Here is a 23,570-nt window from a genome sequence, read left to right on the forward strand (position 1 = left end):
CTGAAAGTGAGCGGAGGCTGCCGCATAGTTACAGTTATATGCCATTTCGGCATGTGCCGCACTACAACGGACGGTCGGACCGGTACGCAATTATTCACGCCCCCTCCCGGACCCCTCCAGTTCCACGAGTTTGGGTCCGCCCCAGCGAACTCCGTCGTCCTGTTCGTCGCTGTCGGACTATTGCGGGTCGGTCAGTTCCGACTGAGCTACAGACACACCTCCTATGAGGGGTAAAATGACTCGCAACTCCGAACCCGTATATATCGATATTACTAATCAATAGCTATATATAGATTGTGTAGGTAATAGGCCACGGAATGGTTCGAATACCAGACATATGCCGTCGAACCGTGCTGAAGAGTGCGTCTGCTGCCGCTCTGGGGTCCATCGTGGGCACTGCTGCTGGCAGAGAAAACGATCACGACAGCACCGAGCCGCCTATCGCTTCCACACCGATCCTTGCTGCACACCGTGGCTACCGCGGCCTGTATCCGCAAAACACCATTGCTGCTGTCCAACAGGCGGCGTACGGTGGTCGTGGCGGTCCGGGGTACAACACTGACATGATGGAGTGTGACCTCGTACCTGCAGGCGGGAAACCCTGGAAGGGCGAGGACTTCGAAATCGTCGTATTCCATGATGATAAGCTGGACGACCTGACAGACGAATCCGGGTACGTCTGGGAGACAGATGTACAGACCGTTCTGGACGCCGAAATCCGTGACAGCGGAGAGACGATCCCACGACTAGACGAGTTCGTCGAAGCCACTCCGGACAGCATCCCACTCAACATTGAGTGGAAAGCCGCTGGAGTTTCTCCCGACGATGACGCGTCAGAATCGGCCGTTGAGACCTGGGACCCGTTTACGGAGCAGGCGCTTGACGTCCTCTCCACTCACGAGAACGACTTTATCGTTCAGTCGTTCCAGAGGGCTGCACTGGAGTCCGTCAGAAAGTCGAATCCCAATATTCCGATCGCGTACTTGCTCTGGGACTCCATCGAGGAGGGACTGTCTGTCGTCCGTGATCTGGACGCGGAGTACATCCAGCCCCCGTACAATATGATTATGAACACGCCCTTCTTCAACGAAGATTATTACCTCGAAGACCCGGGTTTCGCCGAGATCGATCTGGTCGAGACTGCCCACAAGGAGGGGCGGAAGGTGATCCCATACACCATAACGACCTGGCATCAGGCGGAGAAACTGGTCGAGGCCGGTGTCGACGGAATCATCGCTGACTACCCCGGTGTACTCGATTGATATCTGAGGCATAGACGCAGTGGGAACAGCTAACCGCTCCTTGGTCCCTGCCCTATCCCTCGTCCGCTACAATCGCTGCCAGCTCTGAAAGGTCGGTCACGACGTGGTCGGCACGCACCTCACTCTCCGCCAAGTCCGCGGTACTGGTAACGCCAGTGAGTGGCAGTACCGTCTCCATTCCAGCCTGATTTCCCATTCTGATGTCTGTCTCGAGCCGGTCACCGATCATGAGGCAACGGTCGGGCTCTCCGCCGACCCGCTCCAGCGCCATCTGCAGGATGACGTTGGACGGTTTTCCAATCAACTGGTCCAACTCCTGCCCAGTCACTCCCTCTATCGCTCCGATCATCCCTGCAGCATCGGGAATCTCACCGTCATCTACAGGACACGTTCGATCCGGATTGGTCGCAACGAAGAGCGCGTCGTTCTCAGTGAGTGCGATTAGCGCATCCTGTAGCGTCTGGTAATCGAACCCGAAATCAAGTGATGCGATGACTGTGCCTGCTCGCTCTGGGTCAGTCGTCGTCTTCAATCCAGCGGCGCGCAACTCCGCGGCCAGGGCGTCCTCGCCGATAACGTAAATCTCACGCTCCGGATACTGCGCGGATAGATAGTCCGCTGCTGCCGTGGCGGACGTGATTATGTCATCACTGCTGCACTCAATGCCCAGCGCGTTCAGCTTCTCACAGTATGTCTCTCGGCGGTCAATCGGTTTGTTCGTAACGAACAGGGTCGAAAGCCCCGCCTGACGCACTGCTTGGACCCCTTCGGCAGCGTTTTCAACTAATGACTCCCCTCGATACACCGTTCCGTCGAGATCGATAATAGCACTGGTGTACGTCATCTAGAGATTCCCCGTTTCGAACAGTGACGCTTCGGCAGACGCCGCTGCCGACGTATTCACAGGCGCTTCCTTTGCCGCAGGGACCCCGGCGGCCCTCGTACCATCCGGATAGCTCTGGCGGTTCATATCACTTGGAGGCTAATAACCACACCACCGATTCCGATCAGCGACAGGTAGAGCGACTTTCGCACTACCGGCGCTAACAGTGAGCGGTTGATACTCGTTGCAAACCCGATTTTCACGAGGATACTGGAGAGGGTTCCGGCCAGTACGCCCTGTGCCGCTACCGCCGGCGATATCTGGCCAGTCGATGTCAGCGTCACTGCAGTCGTTGTCGTCGTGCCGCTCGAGACGATGCCGCTGAGGAAGCTCGTAATCAGGAAGCCAGCTGTTCCGAAGATACGCTGTGCGCCAGCGGTGAGAATCAAGACAGCAAGGAAGAGCACCCCGAATTTCAGCGCGTTCGCGCTACTAAACGGGGAGTCGAAATCCAGTTCCAGATCGCCCTCCCAGTTGCTATCGTAATATGCGAGTCCAACGCCACTGATGGCGATCAGGCCGAGGGGGAGTCCAACGCTGACAGCCGACTCGGGGACGAACGCAACGATGATCGCTAAATTCCGAACCGCCATCGCCGCATCAGCTATCAGTATCGTTCCCACTGCAAGCTCTGTGATTCCCACGTTGTTCTTTGCACGGCCCGCGATTTCACCGATCACGGCGGTGGAGTTCACCAACCCACCGAAGAAACCAGTGACAGCGATCCCCTTGCTGCCGTATCGTTGCATCACGATATAGTTGACAAACCCGATCCCACTGACTGCGATTACGAGCATCCAGACCAGTTTCGGATCAATCGCATCCCACGGCCCGTACGTTCCACCGGGCAGGAGCGGATATACGACAAATGAGATGATCGCAAACTCACCGGCGCTGCGTACTTCCTCTCGGGATAACTGGTTGGCAAACTCGTGTAGCTCCCTGCGAAGGACTAGCAGGAACGACGACGTTATCCCAATGATGACGCCGATCAGGACGTGATTAGCACCAACCAAAATCCCGACCGCGTACGCGACGAGGAGCGAGGTCGACGTTGTCAGGGACAGGCCAGAGTCTAGCTCACCATCGTCGCCAGTCCACTGTGCGACTATCCCCCGGACTCCAAGCAACCCTCCCTGTACGAGAACAAGCGCTCCGCCAGAAGCAAGTAGGATTGTCTCGTTGAGCGACATTGCGGCAGCCCCCACCAGGCTCGTCAGGGTAAACGTGCGGATTCCTGCGGATTTGTTGGCCCACTCTCGTTCGAGCCCGAGCAGCATTCCCAGCGCACCTGCGATAAAAAGGTGGAGTATCTCAGGATCGACAGTTATCCCCTCTATACCTCCGAAAACAGCCGTATTCGCGATTGCACTCATTACAGTCATCTTAACTTTCAAGCGGTGGTTCCGTCATTTTTATATAGTCTATATACTACTATATTCTATATGGAGACAAATATACTGATGGGTAATAGGTGTTGGCCTTGAGTCTGGCCTGAATATCGATATAGTCTCTGTGGAGACCGAAAGCGTCTCTCGATTAGCGGTTAGTACCTAATATCTGTCATACATTGTGTTTTGATATTGATTTTTCATACTACGTCACGTATGGCTGAAACTCGTTTTGAAGGCTATATCGTTTTGTCAGATTTAAACATAAATACTTTTTAACCCAGATTTCGCATATGTCTGCGTCGACAATGAAACAGAACCCAGTTGACCGACGATCTGTGCTGAAAGTTGGCGCTACTGCGCTCGCAGCGGGCGTTGCAGGCTGTTCTCAGGAGAGTAGCCAGAACACCGAAGCATCTGGTGGAGATAGCACTGATAGCGGCGGCTCCAGTAGCGGTGACGGTAGTTCCGGACAAAGTAACAACTATCCCGAGTTCGATCCGGCGAACCCGGAGTTCCCGCAGCTGATGCAGACGCTCATCGAGGCAGGATTCGAGACGGGGTCCCTGCAGGACCTGAAGAACATGAAGGAACGCGAGTCCCCTCGCTACGGTGACCCCGTCCAGAGTACTCCCGACAATGAAGATGAGCTGATTGACCCGGACCGTATCGCGTTTGCGATGACGCCGACAGAGGATCCGGCAGTCTATCGGGATACCATGCAGCCGCTGATGGACAACATCGCCGAGGAAACGGGGAAATCAGTCAAGTACTTCCCCCTCAACTCGTACGCGTCACAGATTGAGGCGATGCGATCCGAACGCCTCCACGTCGCCGGGTTCTCCACTGGGCCAACGCCGTTTGCTGTGAATCTGGCTGGTGCTGTCCCGTTCTCACTCCAGATTTCGAAAGAGGGTGACTTCGGCTATCGGCTGTGGCTCGCCACACAGGCAGACAACGACGAAATCTCCTCGCTGGAGGATCTCAAGGGCAAGCGTGTCGCACACGCTGAGCCGTCGTCCAACTCCGGGAACCTGGCTCCGCGTGCGCTGTTCTCGAACCAGGGTGTCACTCCGGGAGACGACTACGAAGTGAGTTACTCTGGCGGGCACGAACAGAGCATCCTCGGTGTGGCAAACGACGACTACGATGCTGCCCCGGTTTGTAGCACCTGTGTCACGCGTGTTGCCGAGGCGGACAACATTGACCCGACGAATCTCAAAGTCGTGTGGGCCAGCAATCCGTTCCCCACAACGAGCTTCTGTTACCGCTACAACCTGAAACCAGAAATTCAGGAAGGTATCAGGGCGGCATTCCTCGATTACGACTACTCTGACACCAAGATCGCGGAGGTCTTCGGTGGTCGCGGAAAGTGGACGGAGATCGATTACGCCACAGTCTACGATATCATCCTGCAGATTCAGGAGAATAACGAGATCAAGTACAACACCGATAACATCGAAGGCTAAGAAGAGACTCGAATAATGCTCACTGTAGATAATTTGGAAAAAACGTACGACTCCGGTGATAAAGCACTCAAAGGTGTCTCATTCGAAGTCAGTGGAAACGAGATCGTTGCAATCATCGGGCCAAGCGGGGCCGGGAAAAGCACACTCGTTCGTAGTATCAACAGGCTGACCGAGCCAACTGGTGGGCACGTCTCACTCGACGATACAGAGGTCACTGGCCTGGACAAATCAGCCCTTCGCGACGTCCGTCGCGATATGGGTATGATCTTCCAAGAGTTCAATCTTGTAGAGCGCCTTACGGTCATGGAAAACATACTCTCCGGCCGCCTGGGCTATCTCAGCACGTGGAACGCGTTCCGGCGGAACTTCCCACCGGAGGACATCAGGCGCGCACGGGAGATTCTCAGTCGCGTGAATCTTGAAGGCGTCGAGAACAACCGTGCAGATGAACTCTCTGGTGGCCAGCGACAGCGCGTTGGTATCGCCCGTGCCGTCATTCAGCGGCCGAAAATCCTGCTCGCTGACGAGCCGACGAGTGCGCTGGACCCCGACACCTCCCGAGAGGTCATGAGCCTCCTGACGGACATCGCTCATGAAGACGATATCCCCATCATCATCAACATCCACGAAGTCGATCTAGCGGTCGACTACGCGGACCGCATCATCGGTCTCAGTGACGGTGAAATCGTCTTTAACGGCCCGCCCGACGATCTGGATCAGGCAGCCAGAGACGAAATCTATCGCGGTGGTGAATCCATTGCGGACCGCGAAGAGCCGAGTGCCAGTAGCAGCACCGACTCTGACGACGTTATTGCCGAGCGAGGTGACTAATCAACATGGCTGCTGAATCTGGATCGGCTGTTGAAGGATCCTGGGAGCGACCCACAGTCTTCTACAACAAGAAAGTCAAGTATCTCATCTACGGGCTTATCTTGTTGTTCTTCGCGTATAGCTTCTGGAACCTCCGGATTTCCCCCAGCCGATTTATGCGAGGGATCGGAGCCGGTGTCGAGCTCGTCTCGAGCATGCTCCCACCAGCGTACACTCCGTCGCAGCGGGAACTCCTCATACAGGGAATCGTCGAGAGCATTGTGATGACGATTGTCGCCACGACAATGGGAATCATCGTCAGCGTGCCGGTCGCTGTCATGTCTTCCAACAACCTCTCGCCGAAGCCAGTCTACTACGTCGGCCGCAGCATCGTCGCCGTCACGCGCTCGCTTCACGAACTCATCGTCGCGATCATTATGGTCAAAGCGGTCGGGTTCGGTCCGCTCGCTGGTGTCCTTGCGCTCGCGTTCAAAACCATCGGATTCTTCGCGAAGCTCCTCGCAGAGGAAATCGAGGACATCGACCGCGGACAGATGGAGGCGATCACCGCGGTCGGCGGGACACCCGTCCAGACGTATCTCTACGGCGTGCTCCCACAGGTAATGCCCCGGATTGTCGGGCTGTCGATTTACCGGCTCGACATCAATCTCCGTCACAGCACCGTCGTTGGGATTGTCGGAGCGGGTGGTATCGGGATCACACTGCTGAACTCCTTCGATAAGTACGATTACCAGTTCAGTATGGCGATTATCGCCGTCATCGTCGCGATTGTCATGGTCGGTGAAGGCGTCAGCGCTCTCGTCCGGAGGCGGATCCAATAATGTCAAACAGCACTGACTCCTGGAGCCGGTTCGATCGCCGTGAGCGATTGCTCCGGTTCTTTGGACTACTGGCTGGGCTTGTCATCCTCGTCGCAGCCTGGCGTGCCATGGAAGTGAATTACGGCTACGCCGTGACTGCTCCGCGCGAACTGGCTGACCTCTTCGGCCGGATGTATCCTCCCAATGTGGGATACTCCCGGAAAATTGTCGGGCCGCTCCTCGAGACCATCAATATCTCCATCCTCGGCACGGCACTGGCCATCGTGATGGCGATTCCGGTCGCGTTCCTCGGCGCCAGCAACACGACGCCCAACAAGCCGGCGTACCTGCTGGGTAAGTTCATCATCTCGTTTACCCGTTCGGTCAACGTCATCATCTGGGCGCTGATCTTCGTGGTTATCTTCGGCCCGGGAGCCCTCGCTGGCGTGCTTGCGATTTCGATCAGGTCGATCGGGTTCACTGCAAAGCTAATCGCAGAGGCCATCGAAGAGATCGACCGCGGGTCTGTCGAGGCGATCACAGCAGCTGGGGCATCGTCCGTTGATGTACTCATCTACAGTATCGTTCCACAGATCAAGCCGGCGTTCATCAGCGTCGCGACGCTTCGATGGGATATCAACGTCAGAGCGTCGACGATCATCGGATTCGTCGGTGCAGGCGGGATCGGCGTCCCACTACAAACAGAGATCAATTACTTCAATTGGGAAGCAGTCCTGACGATACTCATCTCGATTCTGGGCCTTGTGCTCATCAGTGAAGCCATCTCAGCCTATCTGCGCAAGAAAGTGATGTAGGCGTTCGCATCTCGCGTCGCCTATTATTTGACACACTATTAGATAATACTATAAATAATATATCAGAAAGCTTATATATCTAGAGTATATATAGCCAGTGGGGCCAACGCCAGTGTCTGCCAACCTGGTTTTCCCCTTCTCCGTTTTACGAGTCGCCATCAACGGAGACAGCGCCGCGTGAATTTACTCCGAGAGCTTCGTGGATGACTGGCCGATTTAGCGATATAATACGCCGGCTAAAACGCACGAATAACGAGCCCACAACAGTTATTTAGAATCCAACAGTAGCCCTGGTTCGTTGATACAGGGCAGCTCTTCGAAGTGGTTCCTGGCACTCATGATGCTTGAAGCGATGTGTAGCCGCTAGTTGACTCTGTCAGACACGGGCTTTCGAACCCTGCCAGTATGCTCACACCGATTCGTGGCCGCTTCGCTACTGGGGGAAGCGGTGTAACACGGGAGAACTTCCAAAAACCCGTCACGAGGACCAGCAACGACTCAGGAGTAGTCAGCAAACGAATGGTGGGCAGCCGGGGGGAGTGGCGTGCACGCACCACCCAAAGTCGTCATCCACGACGACAGGTTCTGGACTCGGGCCAATCGATGAACTGGATTAGACTCAAGGGGAGATGGAGCGAGGACCAGAACCCACCTAACAATATACAGTTGGTAACAAAAACAGTTGTGATATCTGCGTTCCGTCTGTCGGTTCTGGGATGACTGTACGGCCGGCATCGTTCCCTATTCCGGGAAATAAAAATCGGATTTCGACTGTCTGTGCGGGGACGTGTCCCTGAGTTTGGCGATTTTAGACGGATTGCAGTTTCGGACGATGACGACGTCGTAGGCGTCGTCCGAGGCAATCGATCCGCCGACACTGCTGATGCTCGTGACGAGGTGGCCGGCGTTTTCGCTCCCGATAAAGACCATTGACGCGTCTTCTCTCTTGGCCATCTTGCGGATGGCTTTCGCCACCGACCCGGCCGGCGCGTACCGATCCACGACTGTATGTCGGAAATCGGAAGCCGGACACAGGTCTATCACCTGCTCGTGCAGTGAGGAGACAACTGTCTCCAAGTCGAATTCTTCGTTCGGCCCGATCCAGTCGTGTTCCCGAGCGTACTCCGCATTCCCGTTCCGGACGACACTGACGGCCAGCACCTCCTCTTCGAAGACGTTGCCGAACTCCGTCGCCCGAACGAGTGCTGCCTCGGCTAATTCAGAGCCGTCGAACGGCACAACGAGGGTCATATACCGACTATTAGACAAGCAGACAAGTAACACCGCATCCATTCTTACACAGCGGGAAACCAGCATCAGGCTCTATGAGCCAGCACCCCCCGAGAGCCGAGGGGGCCGCGCACAGCACAGGGCCTATAGCTGTCGAGAGCGGTGGCGATGAACAGGCTGCCCATCGACTCGCCGGAAACGATAATAGACAGAGAATCGGCTGGTTCATCGACAAGCTCGTGAGACACAGTCCTTTTCAGCGCCTGTCGCATGAGAGGCTTCTATTCTGACAGTATTGCGGTCAAATACCAGTCCTGTGAGACGCTACTGAAGCTCCGACCGTACCTCGACTTGTAGCAATACCAGTGGTGGTATCGCAGTGAGTCGGATTATTAATAGTAGACGACACTAAATGCGACGTATGCGAGTCGCGGCAGTTGGTATCGGTGGCGCTGGAGGCCGGATCGTTGAGCGACTGTGGCAGGACAACGAACGCCGCGAAGGACCATATCTCGGCGCAGCCTGTGCCCTCGACACGGACACCGAAGCGCTCGGCGAACTCGATGGACTCCCGTCCGACCGGCGGCATGCCTTCGGGCTCTCCGAAACAACTGGGATCGGAACGAACGGGGACCGAGCGAGCGGTATCGCCGCTATCGAAGACGAACGGCTCGAGATTCGCCGGGCGATAGACGAACTGATAACGAGTGATATCGACGCTATCGTCCTCGTGGCCGGGCTTGCAGGCGGGACTGGCAGCGGTGCCACAGCCCACGTCGCCCACGCGCTCAGAGAGGTTTACTCGCTCCCACTCTACTGTTTAGCGGTGTTACCAGCCGGCAGGGACGACGACGCAGCCGCGAACACGATGCAGGCACTCCAGGCGCTGGAATCGCCTGTCGACGGACAGATACTGTTCGACAACGAAGCGTGGCTCGGAAGCGGCCAGACGGTCGATGAGACCTCCGAGACACTGAACGAAACCGTTGTGGCGCGGCTCGGGGCGCTATTCGCCGCAGGTGAGGCGACGGCATCCGACACCGTCGGTCAGAGTGTCGTTGACGCTAGCGAGATTATCAATACCCTCTCAGACTCTGGTTTCACAACACTTGGCTACGCCAGTCAGGACCTGCAGGCGGATAGCGGGGACGGAGACGGGACAGTTATAGGCCAGCTCAAAAACCGCTTTCTCGGGGACAACTCGGACGATGTTGACGAAATAGAGGCATACAACGCCGTCGAGACGACACTCCGCCGAGCGGTACGTGGCAAACTAACGATCCAGTGCGAGGTGGCGTCCGCCGATAAAGCCCTAGCTGTGTTTGCCGGGCCGCCCGCGTGGCTGCTCCGGGAAGCCGTTACCGACGGGCGGCGATGGCTTACCGAGGAACTCCAGTCGCCGGAGGTCCGGAGTGGCGACATGCCCACGCCCGACCGAAACACGCTGTCGGTTTTAGTCGTACTTAGCGGCGTCACAGAACTGCCGCGGCTGGTGGAACTGAAAAAGTTAGCCGAACAATCGACATAACGACCTCTGATTGGAACAGCTGGCGGACGCCGCGGTCGAAGCTACGTTGCTTTGGAGCAGTGAATCTCATCCAGCAACGAGGACGGTCTCACCGAGGCGGCCGGGAACGGAAGCACATTACCGAGAAGTCACGAGCGAAATCGATTTCCATACGTCACTGGAATCGGCTTTGAGCGATGTCAGTTCGGTTACTCCAGTACTCTGACATTGAGACCGGCTGTGACGACCCCGTTCGGATGGGGCAGCTCGCCGGAACAATCCAGTCCGTCCGCGGAGAGGACACAGTCGTCGCCGGTACCGGCGACAACACTGCCCCGGGTGTTCTCGCTCACTATTTCGAAGGCCGTCAAGCGCTACCGTTTTTCCGGGCAGTGAGTACCGATGTCGAGACGGTAGGAAACCACGATTTCGACTTCGGGACTGCGCCCATTCTAGACGTCATCTCGGAGAGTCCACAGGAGTGGATCGTCGCGAACGTCGCTGCCGGCGACAGTGAAGCCGGTTGTGGTTCTGGCATCGCTGGGTTAGACGGAATGACAGTTCTACACCGAGATAGCCAACAGATCGGATTCGTCGGGGTAATCGATCCCGCGACGCCCCGAATTGCTCCAACCGGCGCGTCGGAGCTGACCGTGACCAGTCCTGTCGAGAGCGTGCGAACAGCGGTGGGTGAACTCGGTCACACTGTCGATCAGTTCGTGGTGCTCGCACACTTACGGCGTGATTATGAGACCGCCGTTGCGGCCGTCGACGGTGTCGACGCGGTCCTCGGGGGCCACGTCCACAGGGAACGCCACGAGATCGTCGACGGAACACTGGTTATCCGCCCAGGAGCAAACGGGCAAGTGGTCTGGGAAGTCGAACTGTTCGACGGGAATCGTCCGCCGGTGGCCACTCGGCATTCGACAGCCGAGGGACCTATCGACAAGTCGATGGCCGATACGACCCGCGAGCAGCTGGCCGATGTCGGCTTGCTGGAGACTGTCGCCACTGTCGACGACCCGATCTATCGCGATATCGACCGGCGTACCCGCGGCGAGAGTCGTATTGGCAACCTCGTGGCCGACGCCTATCGCTGGGCGGCTGATACCGATGTCGCCTTCGTCCACAATGGCGGCCTTCGAGAGGGGCGACCCCTGTCTGGTGAGGTCACGGCTGGCGAGGTGGCCAGCCTAAACCCCTTCGGCGGTAAGGTGGAGGTCCTCCGCCTTTCGGGTGACCAGCTACGAACGCTCTTGAAGGCAGCCTTCCGTCCCCACCGCGATGACGGACGGCTCTGGCACGGCGACATCAGCGGGATGACCGTCGAGTACGACACCGAGACTGGACGGCTAGTGAGCGTGGCTGTCAACGACCAGCCTATCGACGCCGGTCGCGAGTACAGGATTGCCACCAACTCGTACGTCGTCTACAGCGACGACTGGCCGATTCCGCGCGAGACAGCCGTCGATTCGGTCGGACCTCCGTTCAAGACTGTTGCAGACTACGCTCGCGAAGAAGGCCTCGCTGTCCAGGTGGACGGACGGCTCCGAGAATGCTGATGAGTTCACGCGAGGAATGACTGTGTATATGGCCTAGAAACGACGTTGAAGCCCGCTCAAAGTGAGCCGCTTATTCGGTGGCGAGTCGCGTAAGTATATATTCGAGAACAGACAGCGGTTTGCGCTACGCTGAGAACTCCACGTCGCGTCAGATTTGAGCCGGGAAAGTAGACACGTTTTTACTGATCGATTCTGGATTTCGTATCATGGCGGTAGATAACACTCGCTGTGAAAGCGGCTGTGCTGTCACGCTTCCCGATGTTGTGCCGTTCAACCTCGACCATTTGACACGTCAGAGCTGGGAACTGGGCACACGCTCTATTCAGGACGAGCAAACGATAGAACTCGGCGACTGGTCCTATCAGGCCGGGCAGTGGGCCCTGTCGCTGTTTGAGGTGACAAGCGAGACCGCCATTATCCGCATCCAGACACCAGTTGGTCGAAAGCGGTATTACGGGGCGATTCAGTCAGAGGTCCGCACGGCGATGCAAGAACTCGAAGCGAGCCCGGCCTGGCAGAAAGTTGTGTGAGTACCGACACTATTGACCTCTGCCTCTAAATCGGATTCCGCTACAGAGTGCCCGAACACAGACAGACCACGAAGCACCGCGTCGGAACAGCTGTCTCCAGCTTTCAGCACAGGCCTCGATTCGGTGGCTGATACACGGAGCTACTGCTTACCTGGCGGGTCGTAGTCATCCGAGAGGAAGATACTGTCCTGCTCCGAGTCGAAGTAGACTTCCAGCGCCCGGAGTGAGCCGGCATAGGCTGCAACCATTACGAAGACGAATCCGATCAGGCCGGGGAGGAGGAATTCAAGGGCCATTGTGCTACACCACCCGCTTCTTCGTAATAAGTGATTCAATCAGGATACGTGGTCCAGCTTCTCATTCAGCGCAGGTCTTGCGGCGAACTCGTCGTGGTCGGCCGCCGCCACGCTCAGTCGGTGTACCAGTACGCCCAGAGAATCAACACGCCCTGCAGTGGTAAGCGTGCCCAGCGGACCAGTACAGATGGCTGGCCACCGCCCGTGCCCTCGATGGTGACCATGGAAACAGCCATGTAGACGTTTGCGGGAAAAATTGCGACGAGCAGTGCGATCGTCGCCCATGCAGCGTATGAGCGCGTCTGCGGTACCAGCAGGCCGAACCCGACACCGATCTCGGCGACACCGGACAGGTACACCAGCGCAAGCGGTGCTGGCAAAACCGGCGGCACGATCTGGACGTATAGTTCCGGCACGACGAAATGCAGTATCCCAGCAACGACATACAGGGTCGACATCACGTAGCACAACGGCCGTTTGAACTGCCGCAAGCCAACATGCATCTACGACCTTGTTTGGCGGCCAGTGAAAAGCAAGTTGGGATTTGTACTTCAGTGAGGAAACAGAGTCGCGGCCTCTCAGCCGGGAAGAAAGAGATTGAGGACAGCCACGACTACGCCGGCGAGTCCCATTCGCGCGGCGGCAACGTACCACTGCTGGCCCGAAATCGAACCCATGTAGGCACCGAACGCACCCAACACACCGACACCGAGGCCAACCGCGATGAGTGCCGCCTCTGTCATTGTGACGACGGTTCCTGCGACAAGGAACGGGGTCAGCGGAATCAGAATCCCGACCAGCGGGCCGAGGCCGCTCATAATGGCGTGGACGAAGCGGGCACCGCACTGGTTTCGCTGCACGCGGGTATCATCGAGATCCGTAAGCATCGCTTGCTCGATACGTCTGATTTCGGCCCGGGTTTCGGCACGTTCGATTTCCCACACGCTCCAGACTGCAGAGGTCCCGAGGCCAACTGCCGCGCCCAGTCCGATTTTGATCACAGTGTATCCATCAGGGACCCCAGACAGGACAGCGCCGACGATGATGCCGATGCTCGTGAGTGTCCCGTCAAAGCCGTTCGAAATGAAGTACCGACGGGAGATAGCAAGAACATCTTCCTTTCCGAGCAGTCGCCTGATGAATTGTCGAATGGACGCCACAGCGCATCAGCCATCCTGTAACGTCCGTCGATCCGTGACAACAGTGTCACCGCAGGCAACCTGGTCTACAGAGTGCACTGACCCGCCGAGATGTTCGATCGTTTCATCGATCGCCTCGAAATCCAGATCGTCGCCTTCGAACGTGACCTTGACATTCTGCACTTCCTGATCCAGTTCAATCAGAGACGATGTTACTCCGTCGACCCCCGCAATTTCGGCCAGTTGGTCGGTAAAGGTCAGGAGCGGCGGATCGTGTGGTTTCAGGACATCGATCACAAGGCGTCGGACTGCTGCCATATCTCAACACGCGCGGGGTTATGGTAAAAATGTGTGCCAATACCACCCTGTCATCGGACCACTCCTATCGAGGTACCTGACGGCGACGCTGTACATCCTCTATCCGAAGCGGGCAAGAAACTTCCGCAGGCGAGATGTTATTAGATCCCACTGTGTAGTTCATCGAACAGCGTCTCTGGATTACGATGCATCTGCAACGACATCGAGCCGACCAGTTCGCTGCGCGGACGCTGACACAGCAAAGGCTCAGAAGTCACAGTCACGGACGGGTGCAAACAGAAATCCGTCTTCAGTCACCCCGGAACGCCCTCCGTTGCCCAGATAGCTGACCGAGTGCAAACAAGCGACTCCCAGTATGTACGACACCATCCTGTTCCCGACTGACGGGAGCGACGCCGCAGAATCGGCTCTTGAATACGCGCTACAGATCGCAGCCGAGCACGAGGCGACATTGCATATCCTCAACGTCGCCGATACTGGCCGAGACAGTGTCACAACGATTCGTGGAGAGGTCATCGACGTTCTCGAAACAGAAGGAGAGCGCATTGTGGCGGAAGCCGCGCAACATGCGAAGGATGAGGGCGTCCCAGTCGTCTCGACGGTTCTCCAAGGAGACCCGCACAGGACGATACTCGACTACAGCGAACAGTCCGACATTGACTGCATTGTCATGCCGACACACGGACAGCGGGGGATCAAGCGAATCCTCCTCGGAAGCGTCACCGAACGTGTCATCAACACGGCGACGGTTCCCGTCATTGCGGTCAACCCCGCAGGAGAGCGGTCACTCGTGTATCCGCCGACACACGTCCTTGTCCCGACAGATGGCAGCCGTGGCGCGGGGGTCGCAGTGACACAGGGGATTGCTGTTGCAAACGCGACGGGGGCAACACTCCATCTGCTCCACGTTGTCGAGACCGGCGGTCTCGGGCTCGATGCACGCTCTGTCCTGAAGGAAGGGGAGTTGACTGATCGGGCGAACGAAATTATGGCCGAGGCAACCGAGAGAGTCGAGGAAACGTCGCTTGACTCGGTCACCACCGCCATCGAACACGGTACCCCATCAAAGGTGATTCGCGATTACATCGACGAGAACCAGATCGGTCTCGCGGTTATGGGGACTCACGGACAGACTGATTTCAGCAGGTACGTCATGGGTGGTGTCAGCGCCAAAATCGTCCGGACGTCCCCAGTTCCAGTGACGTGGGTTCGTGAGCCCGACGCTGAATCAGATGAGTAGGGCGGTTCGTGAATCTGTCAGCACATCCCAGAGCACGGGTCTGAGAAAGCGCTGCGTGTGCGGGACCGTGGTCGGACTCTGGATATGCGGGAGTGTTTAGTAACTATGGCCACCACCTAAATCGGATCATGACCACAGACGACTCACAGTCCGGTGGAGGAACGAGCAAGGTCGATGCCGTGATTCAGAAGTACGGTCTTGTCGGGATGGGTGCAGAGCTCGAGAGCCGATGGGTTGGTGACGAGGGAGAGGAACAAAGCACCCGCGATCTTGCGGAGTATTTCAATCAATCAGTGCTCGAATCCGCTATTGAAGGGGTTGACGCCCCGACATTGAGTGGTGATATCCAACAGGTCTATCAGTCACTCAGTGAAGACGACGCCGACGCCCCACTCATACGCTCCCGCCTCGAACAGAGCGGAGTCGATATCGAATCCGTGATGGCTGATTTTATTTCCCACCAGACGGTGTATCGCTATCTCAAGAACGATCGGGGCGCGGCTAGGCCCGAGCAGACACCCGAAGAACGGAAGGAAAGTGCCATTGACAGAATACAGCGGCTCCGGGGGCGAACCACCGCCGTGACGAGGCAAACTATCGAGAGCTTAGAAAAAAACGACGCCATCTCAGCGGGCGATTTCAACATCATCAACGAACTGCAGGTACTGTGTGAGGACTGTGGCCGTAGCTACGATATTGTCGCATTTCTGGAACAGGGTGGCTGCGACTGCCAGTCCGAATGAGGGTTTCTTCACAAGCAGGCACAGGAACGCTGGCAGCCCAGCCAGCGGGTCTGTAAGCAGACGCAGTTCCGTGACAGAAGGTAATCAGTCGAGCCTCGGGAACCGGGCGGACTTACAGTCGACGCTGCAGAACGCGTATTCCGTGACGTTGCCGGCCCCATCTCTGGTAGTGACATTTCGATACTGGACGTTTTCCCCGATCGGTGCTCCGCAGTGGTCGCAGTGGCGCGTTGCAATCGAGCTAATGACGACCCTGATAGATTGGCTCTCGACACTTCCGGGGGCTGCATTCCGGGCCTGGTCTGCGTTTGCGATGTCCGCTGGTTGTTGGCTACGATACTCCTGCGTGTTTTGTGCGTTCATGATGGTGCTGAGTGTGGATTTGTAGTTTGTGTCACAGCGCGTCGTGTGATGGGTCATCACGACCCGACAGCCGTTGGCCGGTGCTCTGGGGACCAGCCGGGACTGACGTTTTCCACCTGTGTGCGGACGTTTGCCCGCACTGTGGTGGTCTACGTCAGTTTAAAACTTGAAAAATGTAAAACCAGATGTAGAACGATCCGTACCGATCACGTGCCGGGACAGCGGGCTTACTTTCCAAGCCGTACAGTCGACGCCCGGATTCATATGCATGGATTCATTGGATGTACACTTAACAATTATGTGAGGGCTGTTCACACCCACCAACTACCGGCGTTTGCAGACAGCCCCGTCTCAGTAGATGAGTTGATGCACACTAACCAAATGATTAAATACAATAGTTTGTTATATATGTACATGGAACCGGGTGTCCAGACGGGAGAAGCGTCCCGGAAAACAATGGCAGCTACCGTCGTAGCGACCGGTTATACGTTTTTTATACTGCCTGCCTAGTAATCCGCGTAGACCATCGCAGCCCGGGCAGTACCCCGGTATCGGTGGAAAACGTCGGTGAGTCGATTATCGCGACTGTGGAGTAGTGTGGACCAGTCGATAGAACGAGACCGTCCCCCGTCAACAACGAATCGATACGAACGATGAATGGACAAAGTGACGCAGAACAGTCGTTAGCAACCGGTCGCTGCGCTATGGAAGTCAGCGGCAACACAACCACTACCGAGCTGATAATTCAAAATAAGTCGACCCGAGTCCTGGTTGGTGGGTCACCGACCTACCGCTGTGACTACTGTGGGCAGGTGATCAGCGAACAGATGAGGTACAGAGGTCTTACGATACGAGACTCAGGCGGAGAGATAACAGAGCATTTTTTCTGTGAAGAGGAATGCATGACATCGCAGTACCCCAATATCTGAGATTCCCGTTTTGTTTTCGACTGGTATAGATCACAAATGTACAAAAATATAGTATATAATACATCAAACCCATATTATAGGCCACGCGGACGGCAACCAAATAGTAAAAATTATCGAAGTAAAGGTTATTTCCTATGTATTTTCTCCAAAGAATAGTTTGAGCGTCCGTTTATTTCTATATACTTTATACAGATGCGCTATTTTGTTGCTCTACAGGATTGTTTGATATATAAATATCCCATGAGTGTTAATATTTAATGATATGAAATAAGGGATGGGTTTACGTGTGTCCACAAGCCATGTGAATTCATGACACAGTATAACAGCAGCAAGGGAATTCTGTACAAAGAGTTGCCAACAGACACAGCGAAACCCGAAGAAGACAGCAAGCTAAGCACCAGAGACGGCGGCGCAACCCAAACAGTCGCAAACGACTGACACTGGTTCATAGTCGACAGCCGCCTTGGACCAGTCTTCGGAATTACGTGGCCAGCAAAGGAGACGTGGAGTTCGCTTGCGGCGATCTGTTCCGGAGTTACAGCTTCGAACCAGCAGGTAGTATCGTATGGGCCGTTATTGAGTGGCGTCTCCCTCAGTTTGGACGTAGATAGAGAGACTGAGGTCTCAATTCGGTTCAGTCAGGTGTGTCTGTGTATCGCTTTCCCTCTTGCATTCTGTGCGGCTTCCATTATCGATTCACTTAGTGTTGGGTGCGTGTGGACCGTTGAACCGATATCTTGAAGTTTTGCCCCCATTTCTATCATTGCCGCGATTTCTGCAATCAACTCAGAGGCCTCCGGACCGACAATCTGTGCACCGATCACACGTTCGGTTTCTTTTGCGGCGACGATTCGGATAAAGCCGTCCGTCCGGTTTGCTGTCAGTGCTCGACCAGACGCCTGAAACTGGAACGTACCTGTGACAGGCGTAATTCCCTCGTTCGCTGCTTCGGTCGCTGTGAGCCCGACGGTTCCGATCTCCGGCTCGGTAAACACGGCAGCCGGGAGGGCCTGATAATCGACTGCCGCTGGCTCACCAGCGATTACTTCTGCTGCAACCTCCCCTTCTTTCGATCCCTTGTGCGCGAGCATCGGTTCACCAGCAACGTCACCGACTGCGAAAATGTGCTCCTTGTTTGTCCGACATCTGCTATCCGTTGGAATGAACCCCTGAGAACTGGTTTCGACGCCGGCGGCATCGATACTGAGCGTGTCAGTCACCGGGCGTCGGCCGACGGCAACGAGTATTCTGTCAGCGGTGAGCTCTATATCGCTATCGTGTGCCGCTCCGTCGGCGGGGACAGCAGTCAGAACGGCCTCGTCGCCAGACTCAGCCCAGCTGTCCGCGGTGTACCCGAAATGGAAATCCACACCCAGATTCTCCGCTCGCTGCCGGACTACCGAAGCAATGTCTTGCTCATAGCTGGGAAGCGCTTGCTCCAGCATCTCAACGACCGTGACATCGCTTCCAAGTCGGCTGTAGACAGTCGCTAGCTCCATGCCGATGTATCCGGCTCCGACGATTGCGAGTTCGTCGGGTACTGTTTCAAAGGTCAAAGCGCCGGCAGAGGACACGATATACTCGTCACCGTAGTCGAACCCCGGAATTTCAATCGGCCGGGACCCCGTCGCGATGATGCAGTATTCGAATTTTAGCGATTCAGACCCCTGTCCATCACCCTGGTGGACGATTCTGATCTTGTTTTCATCAGCAAATTCGGCAGTCCCTTGCAGCAGGTTCACGCCAGCTGCCGTACACAGTTGCTCGATACCGCTCGTTAATTGATCGACGACGCCGTCTTTCCAGTCCATCATCTCGTCGAGCGCAACTGTTGGGTCTGCGTAAATTCCCAGCTCCTCCGCGTTGCCCGCCTCCGCTGCCAGTTTTGAAGCGTTGAGCAGGGCCTTTGAGGGGATACAGCCACGGTTGAGACAGGCTCCGCCGTACGCTCCCTTTTCTACGAGCGTGACATCGAGGTCAAGCTGTGCGGCGCGGATTGCGGCGACGTATCCGCCGGGACCAGCACCAATAACCAGTACGTCAGTCGACGTAGTTACATCTCCGACAACCATTATTCTAGTAGGAGCAGATTTGGATTTCGCAGGTATTTCTGTACGGCATTCGTGAACTGGGCGGCGTCTGCGCCATCAAGCACCCGGTGGTCGAACGACAGCGAGAGGGTCATGACATGGCGGGGTTCTATCGTCTCCTCACCATCTCTTTCGACGACTCGTGGCTTCTTTTTTATTTCTCCCAGTGCCAGGATGGCGCTCTCCGGTTGGTTGATGATCGGGGTTCCGTACTCCCCGCCGATACCGCCTATGTTCGAGATGGTAAATGTCCCGCCACGCATTTCCTCCGGCGAAAGACTCCGTTCTCTGGCCTTCTGAGTCTTTTCGTAGGTTTCAGCGGCGACTTCGAGCAGGCCTTTCGTATCGACATCCTCGACGACAGGAACCAGCAGGCCGTCATCAGTCGCCGTTGCGATACCGATATTGTAGTACTGTTTCTCGACGATTTCCTCGTTTGCTTCGTCGAGAGAGACGTTTATCTGTGGGTTCTCTTGCAGAGCCGCGGCGCACGCTTTCATCACGAACGGCAAATACGTCAGTCGGATATCATGCTCCTCTGCCGCCTGTTTGAGGGCCGAGCGAGCGTCGACCAGAGCGGTAACATCAACCTCGTCCTGATGGGTGACGTGCGGGGCCGTGTATTTCGACTCCGTCATCGCCGAGCCAATCGTCTGCCTGATTCCGGTGTATGGCTTTCGAGATTCCGGGCGCGCTGGCTCGTCTGTCGCTGCTCTCCTGGCTACCGCTTCTCGATCCGTTTTCTGTGCTTGCTGGTGTGCCTCTGCGTACTCCCGGACCGTTTCGAGCGTGACAAAGGGTTCTCCGTCTTTTCGTTCATCGGTGGGAACGGTATTGAGGTCAATTCCTTCCTCCGCTGCGATGTGTCTGGTTTTCGGGACAGCAACGGTCGTTTCCCGGTCTGCCGTTTCTTGCATCTGTGCCGAACTGACAGACTGCGCCGGGGCAGACTGCTGATCTCGTTGCCCCGCGGCAGCGGTCTGCTGATTTGAACGCTCCTGAGTCGAGGACTCGCTCGCGTACGCGCGTATATCTGACTCTGTTATGCGCCCAGAAGACGAATCAGCAATGCTGGAAATATCAACGCCCAGTTCGCGGGCGAGACGCCGCACGGACGGCGGTGCGGGGACCTGGACGCTCTGGGTCACCGCTGGGTCCGACGGCGCATCTCCGGTTGGCTGTGGTGTAGCTTCGTCGTCGGTCTGGGAGCCACTTTCCGAGGTGGCGTCATCTGGAGGCGTTACTGCGGTTTCGTCTGATTCGTTTTCACCCTCTACTCGGAAGACGATAATCACATCACCGACTGGGACAACCTCACCTTCCGTAGCACGGAGTTCTTCGACAACACCGTCAACGGGGGACGGAACGTCGACGACGGCTTTGTCGGTCTCGACCTCCGCTACCGGCTGGTCTTCGGAAACTGCGTCGCCCGGCGCAACACGCCAGCGAAGCAGTTCGCCCTCAGCGACGCCTTCACCGACATCGGGGAGTTCGAACTCGCGTACCATGTTAGAAGTCGACTGTTTCGCGAATTCCGTCCTGGATACGGACCGCCTGTGGCAGGTAGTAATCCTCCAGTGAATGAAGTGGCATTGGGGCATCGAAGCCGGCGATTCGTTTGATTGGCGCTTCCTGATGCACGAGCGCTTCTTCTTGAATCGTCGTTGCGATTTCGGCCCCTAGTCCGCCAGTCTTCGGTGCCTCGTGGACAATCGCGGCTCTCCCGGTCTTCTTGAACGAGTCAGTGATCGTCTCTATATCGAGGGGAGACAGAGTTCGCAGGTCGATGACTTCGGCCTCGATGCCGTGTGACTGGCTGAGGTTCTCCGCTGCGATCAGGGCAGGCCGGGTCATAGCTCCCCACGTGTAGACTGAAATATCGCTTCCGTCACGCCGGACAGCAGCCTCACTCAGCGACACTTCATACGGTTTTGTCGGGACATCTTCACGGAAGGCGCGGTAGATCAACTTCGGCTCAAGGAAGATGACTGGATCCGGGTCGTGGATGGACGCCGCCAGCAGTCCCTTTGCATCGTAGGGCGTGCTCGGCGAGACGACCTTTAGGCCGGGCTCGTGCACGAAGAACGCTTCCTTCGACTCGGAGTGGTGTTCTGGGGCCCGGATGCCACCGCCGTACGGAGCCCGTATCACCATCGGCACCGAATACTGTCCCTGGCTACGGCTCCGGAGGCGAGCGGCGTGACTGACAATCTGATCGAAGGCAGGATACATGAAGCCCATGAACTGCATCTCGGGAACAGGCTTCATGCCGGTCTGGGCAAGTCCAATCGAGGCCCCGATAATGCCGGCTTCTGCCAGTGGCGTGTCGATGACGCGGTCTTCGCCGAACTCCTCGTATAGCTGGTCGGTTGCTCTGAAAACACCGCCGTTCTTCCCGACGTCTTCGCCCAGAACGACGACGCTATGGTCTTGCGACATTTCCGTGTACAGTCCGTCCTGTATCGCCTCCACGAGGGTGAGACGCTGTGCGTTTTGCCCCGTCTGCGTACTGGCTGTCGAACTCATTCCAGCACCTCCGAGAACGCGCCGTCGTCGTACTTCTCGCGCAGCCGGTTCAGTTCGTCCCGCTGTTCTTCGAGCCGCGCTGGAACGTCCTCGTACACATGCTCGACGATGTTGTCCGGACTCGTCTCTGTCTGCTCCGCCGTTTCTATCGCCTCGCTGACTTCTTGTTCGATACTGTCCTGGATCTCACTCTCAAGGTCGGAATCGAGGATGCCCTCGTTGTAGAGATACTTTTCAATGCGGTCCACAGGGTCGCGGTCTCGCCAGGCCTCCTCTTCCGATTCGTCTCTGTAGACGGACGGGTCATCCGCAGTGGTGTGAGCGCCGAAGCGATACTGGACAGATTCGATAAGCGTTGGCCGCAGCGCTCCGGGAGCTGGATTCCGAGCTTTCTCCAGTGCCTCACTGGTGACTTTGTAGACCGCGAGCGGGTCCAGTCCGTCGACACGAACGCTGTCGATACCGTATGCCTGTGCCTTTGTAGCGATGGTTTCGCTCGCAGTCTGTCGCTCTCGGGGGACCGAAATCGCCCATTGGTTGTTGTTACAGACGAACACAGCAGGGACGTCGAATACCCCGGCGAAGTTCAGTCCTTCGTGGAAGTCTCCTTCGGAGGTCGCACCATCACCGAGATGACACAGGACGGCCGTATCCGTCTTGCCCTGTAGCTTGTGTCCCCAGGCCATTCCCATAGCCTGCGGAACCTGGGTTGCTATCGGAATATACTCCGGCATCACGTTGACACCTTCAGGGATTGCATATCCTTCCCGATAGCCTCTTAGTGGTTCGAAGAGGGATGCCAGCTCCATTCCGTGAGCGTACTTCGCCGCGTGCTCCCTGTAAGTCGGGAACAGCCAGTCTTGCTCGGCAAGCGCAAAGCTCGTGGCGACCTGTGACCCCTCCTGCCCGGTCATTGGTGCGTACGTCGCCAGTCGCCCCTGTCGCTGGAAGCTGATCGCCCGCTGATCGAAGTGACGGGCGAGCTTGATTGTCTCATACAGCTCAAGTAACTGCCTATCTGAGAGATCAGGGACAGACGCCTGCGGTAATACGTTGCCTTCAGCATCCAGTACCTGGACTAGCTCCGAGTCTTGTCTGACGGGCGCTGGCAAGTCCGCGTTTCCTGCTTCGTTTTTCATGTTCATTGTTTTCGATGATGTTTGTATATTCGATAGACGTTCCCTCGACAGACCCTGATGACCCGAACAGCCGCTGGGTACAGCTTTCCGAGCGTGTTCAAGGCTGGCGTTTTCCGCCAGGGCACAGGGACCACCTGTGCGCTAGCGGTCTACGCCAGTTTAAATGTCGAAAATGTAAAAGACGGGGCTGTGGCGGAGGGCAGTGCCCAGTCCATTAACTGCCGGGACAGCTGACCTGCAGGGCAGGCGGTAGGGTTCAAGCCCGGTTGCATATGTGAAGTCTGACATGGAAGATACTTATTGTTTGTGCGACAATCGTTCACACGTAACAGATACTATGCCGGTGTGAACGGTGACAGTTACTGGTCCGAAGCGGCGTGGAGTCAGGGGTTAAGTAAAATATATTGAACTATTATATTCACACCCTCCATCTTGTGATACTGGTAACAGAGCGTACATTCAGATGGTAATGCGGATGTATTGATATAACGGTGTGCTGTGAAGGGT

At 56.5% G+C, this 23,570-nt stretch carries 21 protein-coding genes; 10 read left to right on the forward strand and 11 right to left on the reverse strand.

What is annotated here, in order from left to right:
• The first annotated feature begins 389 nt into the window (after nt 1–389).
• Nucleotides 390–1,262, forward strand: coding sequence for a glycerophosphodiester phosphodiesterase (locus tag DVK01_RS13520; protein ID WP_232794571.1), 873 nt, complete (start codon nt 390–392; stop codon nt 1,260–1,262).
• A 52-nt stretch (nt 1,263–1,314) separates the two neighbouring features.
• On the opposite strand, the gene DVK01_RS13525 is transcribed toward DVK01_RS13520, so the two are convergent.
• Nucleotides 1,315–2,106: an HAD-IIA family hydrolase gene (locus DVK01_RS13525; RefSeq protein ID WP_121537115.1), complete on the reverse strand. Its 792-nt coding sequence runs from the start codon at nt 2,104–2,106 to the stop codon at nt 1,315–1,317.
• Between the two features lie 122 nt (nt 2,107–2,228).
• Complete coding sequence (locus tag DVK01_RS13530; RefSeq protein WP_198560258.1) at nt 2,229–3,530, reverse strand: DUF4010 domain-containing protein; 1,302 nt, start codon at nt 3,528–3,530, stop codon at nt 2,229–2,231.
• 299 nt (nt 3,531–3,829) lie between these two features.
• On the opposite strand from DVK01_RS13530, the gene phnD reads away from it, so the two are divergent.
• Genes phnD through phnE (DVK01_RS13550) form a run of 4 tightly spaced genes read left to right on the forward strand, consistent with a single transcriptional unit; the run spans nt 3,830 to nt 7,451 of the window.
• Nucleotides 3,830–5,005: a phosphate/phosphite/phosphonate ABC transporter substrate-binding protein gene (phnD, locus tag DVK01_RS13535; protein WP_199722346.1), complete on the forward strand. Its 1,176-nt coding sequence runs from the start codon at nt 3,830–3,832 to the stop codon at nt 5,003–5,005.
• A 15-nt stretch (nt 5,006–5,020) separates the two neighbouring features.
• On the forward strand, nt 5,021–5,836 hold the full coding sequence (phnC, locus tag DVK01_RS13540) for a phosphonate ABC transporter ATP-binding protein (RefSeq protein ID WP_101351894.1): 816 nt from the start codon (nt 5,021–5,023) through the stop codon (nt 5,834–5,836).
• Nucleotides 5,837–5,841: 5 nt separating this feature from the next.
• Nucleotides 5,842–6,657 carry a phosphonate ABC transporter, permease protein PhnE gene (phnE, locus tag DVK01_RS13545; RefSeq protein ID WP_101351895.1) on the forward strand — a complete coding sequence of 272 codons (816 nt, stop codon included), beginning with the start codon at nt 5,842–5,844 and terminating at the stop codon, nt 6,655–6,657.
• A complete protein-coding gene (gene phnE, locus DVK01_RS13550; RefSeq protein ID WP_053967803.1) occupies nt 6,657–7,451 on the forward strand; it encodes a phosphonate ABC transporter, permease protein PhnE in 795 nt (264 codons plus the stop codon). The genes phnE (DVK01_RS13545) and phnE (DVK01_RS13550) overlap by 1 nt, the downstream gene beginning before the upstream one ends.
• Before the next feature lie 741 nt (nt 7,452–8,192).
• On the opposite strand, the gene DVK01_RS13555 is transcribed toward phnE (DVK01_RS13550), so the two are convergent.
• On the reverse strand, nt 8,193–8,702 hold the full coding sequence (locus DVK01_RS13555; protein ID WP_121537117.1) for a universal stress protein: 510 nt from the start codon (nt 8,700–8,702) through the stop codon (nt 8,193–8,195).
• A gap of 400 nt (nt 8,703–9,102) precedes the next feature.
• On the opposite strand from DVK01_RS13555, the gene DVK01_RS13565 reads away from it, so the two are divergent.
• The 3 genes from DVK01_RS13565 (at nt 9,103) to DVK01_RS13575 (ending at nt 12,280) form a co-directional block, all read left to right on the forward strand.
• Entirely contained in the window at nt 9,103–10,209 is a 1,107-nt protein-coding gene (locus DVK01_RS13565) for a tubulin/FtsZ family protein (RefSeq protein WP_121537121.1), read from the forward strand.
• Nucleotides 10,210–10,385: 176 nt separating this feature from the next.
• The gene (locus DVK01_RS13570; RefSeq protein ID WP_121537123.1) at nt 10,386–11,750 is read left to right on the forward strand and encodes a bifunctional UDP-sugar hydrolase/5'-nucleotidase; all 1,365 of its coding nucleotides are present in this window, start codon (nt 10,386–10,388) and stop codon (nt 11,748–11,750) included.
• Between the two features lie 206 nt (nt 11,751–11,956).
• Nucleotides 11,957–12,280 carry a hypothetical protein gene (locus DVK01_RS13575; RefSeq protein ID WP_121512701.1) on the forward strand — a complete coding sequence of 108 codons (324 nt, stop codon included), beginning with the start codon at nt 11,957–11,959 and terminating at the stop codon, nt 12,278–12,280.
• Nucleotides 12,281–12,420: 140 nt separating this feature from the next.
• Here the strand turns inward: DVK01_RS13575 and DVK01_RS22280 are convergent, their stop codons facing one another.
• The 4 genes from DVK01_RS22280 to DVK01_RS13590 form a co-directional block, all read right to left on the reverse strand.
• Nucleotides 12,421–12,576: a hypothetical protein gene (locus tag DVK01_RS22280; protein WP_199722347.1), complete on the reverse strand. Its 156-nt coding sequence runs from the start codon at nt 12,574–12,576 to the stop codon at nt 12,421–12,423.
• 113 nt (nt 12,577–12,689) lie between these two features.
• The gene (locus DVK01_RS13580; RefSeq protein ID WP_121512700.1) at nt 12,690–13,079 is read right to left on the reverse strand and encodes a DoxX family protein; all 390 of its coding nucleotides are present in this window, start codon (nt 13,077–13,079) and stop codon (nt 12,690–12,692) included.
• Nucleotides 13,080–13,154: 75 nt separating this feature from the next.
• Nucleotides 13,155–13,736 carry a VIT1/CCC1 transporter family protein gene (locus tag DVK01_RS13585; protein WP_121537125.1) on the reverse strand — a complete coding sequence of 194 codons (582 nt, stop codon included), beginning with the start codon at nt 13,734–13,736 and terminating at the stop codon, nt 13,155–13,157.
• Between the two features lie 6 nt (nt 13,737–13,742).
• Nucleotides 13,743–14,033 (reverse strand): DUF211 domain-containing protein, encoded by a 291-nt coding sequence (locus DVK01_RS13590; protein WP_101351903.1) that lies wholly within the window; start codon nt 14,031–14,033, stop codon nt 13,743–13,745.
• Nucleotides 14,034–14,388: 355 nt separating this feature from the next.
• Between DVK01_RS13590 and DVK01_RS13595 the strand changes: the two genes are divergently transcribed.
• A complete protein-coding gene (locus tag DVK01_RS13595; protein ID WP_121512698.1) occupies nt 14,389–15,273 on the forward strand; it encodes a universal stress protein in 885 nt (294 codons plus the stop codon).
• Nucleotides 15,274–15,401: 128 nt separating this feature from the next.
• Nucleotides 15,402–16,016, forward strand: a complete 615-nt coding sequence (gene rdfA, locus DVK01_RS13600) for a rod-determining factor RdfA (RefSeq protein WP_101351905.1) — start codon at nt 15,402–15,404, stop codon at nt 16,014–16,016.
• A gap of 1,930 nt (nt 16,017–17,946) precedes the next feature.
• Here rdfA and lpdA read toward each other — a convergent pair.
• Genes lpdA through pdhA form a run of 4 tightly spaced genes read right to left on the reverse strand, consistent with a single transcriptional unit; the run spans nt 17,947 to nt 23,069 of the window.
• Entirely contained in the window at nt 17,947–19,380 is a 1,434-nt protein-coding gene (gene lpdA / locus DVK01_RS13615; protein ID WP_121537129.1) for a dihydrolipoyl dehydrogenase, read from the reverse strand.
• Complete coding sequence (locus tag DVK01_RS13620; RefSeq protein ID WP_101351909.1) at nt 19,380–20,906, reverse strand: dihydrolipoamide acetyltransferase family protein; 1,527 nt, start codon at nt 20,904–20,906, stop codon at nt 19,380–19,382. Before DVK01_RS13620 ends, lpdA begins: the two co-directional genes overlap by 1 nt.
• A 1-nt stretch (nt 20,907) precedes the next feature.
• The gene (locus DVK01_RS13625) at nt 20,908–21,924 is read right to left on the reverse strand and encodes an alpha-ketoacid dehydrogenase subunit beta (RefSeq protein ID WP_121537131.1); all 1,017 of its coding nucleotides are present in this window, start codon (nt 21,922–21,924) and stop codon (nt 20,908–20,910) included.
• Entirely contained in the window at nt 21,921–23,069 is a 1,149-nt protein-coding gene (gene pdhA, locus DVK01_RS13630; RefSeq protein ID WP_121537133.1) for a pyruvate dehydrogenase (acetyl-transferring) E1 component subunit alpha, read from the reverse strand. The genes DVK01_RS13625 and pdhA overlap by 4 nt, the downstream gene beginning before the upstream one ends.
• Nucleotides 23,070–23,570: the final 501 nt, after the last annotated feature.

The sequence above is a fragment of the Haloarcula sp. Atlit-120R genome (assembly GCF_003665885.1).
GTDB lineage: Archaea > Halobacteriota > Halobacteria > Halobacteriales > Haloarculaceae > Haloarcula > Haloarcula taiwanensis.

What these genes read in the sequence shown, in the direction of transcription:
- DVK01_RS13525 (WP_121537115.1), bottom strand. Translation starts at nt 2,106, where the DNA reads ATGACGTACACCAGTGCTATTATCGATCTCGACGGAACGGTGTATCGA.
- DVK01_RS13590 (WP_101351903.1), bottom strand. Translation starts at nt 14,033, where the DNA reads ATGGCAGCAGTCCGACGCCTTGTGATCGATGTCCTGAAACCACACGAT.
- DVK01_RS13570 (WP_121537123.1), top strand. Translation starts at nt 10,386, where the DNA reads ATGTCAGTTCGGTTACTCCAGTACTCTGACATTGAGACCGGCTGTGAC.
- DVK01_RS13565 (WP_121537121.1), top strand. Translation starts at nt 9,103, where the DNA reads ATGCGAGTCGCGGCAGTTGGTATCGGTGGCGCTGGAGGCCGGATCGTT.
- phnC (WP_101351894.1), top strand. Translation starts at nt 5,021, where the DNA reads ATGCTCACTGTAGATAATTTGGAAAAAACGTACGACTCCGGTGATAAA.
- phnE (WP_101351895.1), top strand. Translation starts at nt 5,842, where the DNA reads ATGGCTGCTGAATCTGGATCGGCTGTTGAAGGATCCTGGGAGCGACCC.
- rdfA (WP_101351905.1), top strand. Translation starts at nt 15,402, where the DNA reads ATGACCACAGACGACTCACAGTCCGGTGGAGGAACGAGCAAGGTCGAT.
- DVK01_RS13620 (WP_101351909.1), bottom strand. Translation starts at nt 20,906, where the DNA reads ATGGTACGCGAGTTCGAACTCCCCGATGTCGGTGAAGGCGTCGCTGAG.
- DVK01_RS13580 (WP_121512700.1), bottom strand. Translation starts at nt 13,079, where the DNA reads ATGCATGTTGGCTTGCGGCAGTTCAAACGGCCGTTGTGCTACGTGATG.
- DVK01_RS13595 (WP_121512698.1), top strand. Translation starts at nt 14,389, where the DNA reads ATGTACGACACCATCCTGTTCCCGACTGACGGGAGCGACGCCGCAGAA.
- DVK01_RS22280 (WP_199722347.1), bottom strand. Translation starts at nt 12,576, where the DNA reads ATGGCCCTTGAATTCCTCCTCCCCGGCCTGATCGGATTCGTCTTCGTA.
- phnD (WP_199722346.1), top strand. Translation starts at nt 3,830, where the DNA reads ATGTCTGCGTCGACAATGAAACAGAACCCAGTTGACCGACGATCTGTG.
- DVK01_RS13530 (WP_198560258.1), bottom strand. Translation starts at nt 3,530, where the DNA reads ATGACTGTAATGAGTGCAATCGCGAATACGGCTGTTTTCGGAGGTATA.
- lpdA (WP_121537129.1), bottom strand. Translation starts at nt 19,380, where the DNA reads ATGGTTGTCGGAGATGTAACTACGTCGACTGACGTACTGGTTATTGGT.
- pdhA (WP_121537133.1), bottom strand. Translation starts at nt 23,069, where the DNA reads ATGAACATGAAAAACGAAGCAGGAAACGCGGACTTGCCAGCGCCCGTC.
- DVK01_RS13575 (WP_121512701.1), top strand. Translation starts at nt 11,957, where the DNA reads ATGGCGGTAGATAACACTCGCTGTGAAAGCGGCTGTGCTGTCACGCTT.
- DVK01_RS13555 (WP_121537117.1), bottom strand. Translation starts at nt 8,702, where the DNA reads ATGACCCTCGTTGTGCCGTTCGACGGCTCTGAATTAGCCGAGGCAGCA.
- phnE (WP_053967803.1), top strand. Translation starts at nt 6,657, where the DNA reads ATGTCAAACAGCACTGACTCCTGGAGCCGGTTCGATCGCCGTGAGCGA.
- DVK01_RS13625 (WP_121537131.1), bottom strand. Translation starts at nt 21,924, where the DNA reads ATGAGTTCGACAGCCAGTACGCAGACGGGGCAAAACGCACAGCGTCTC.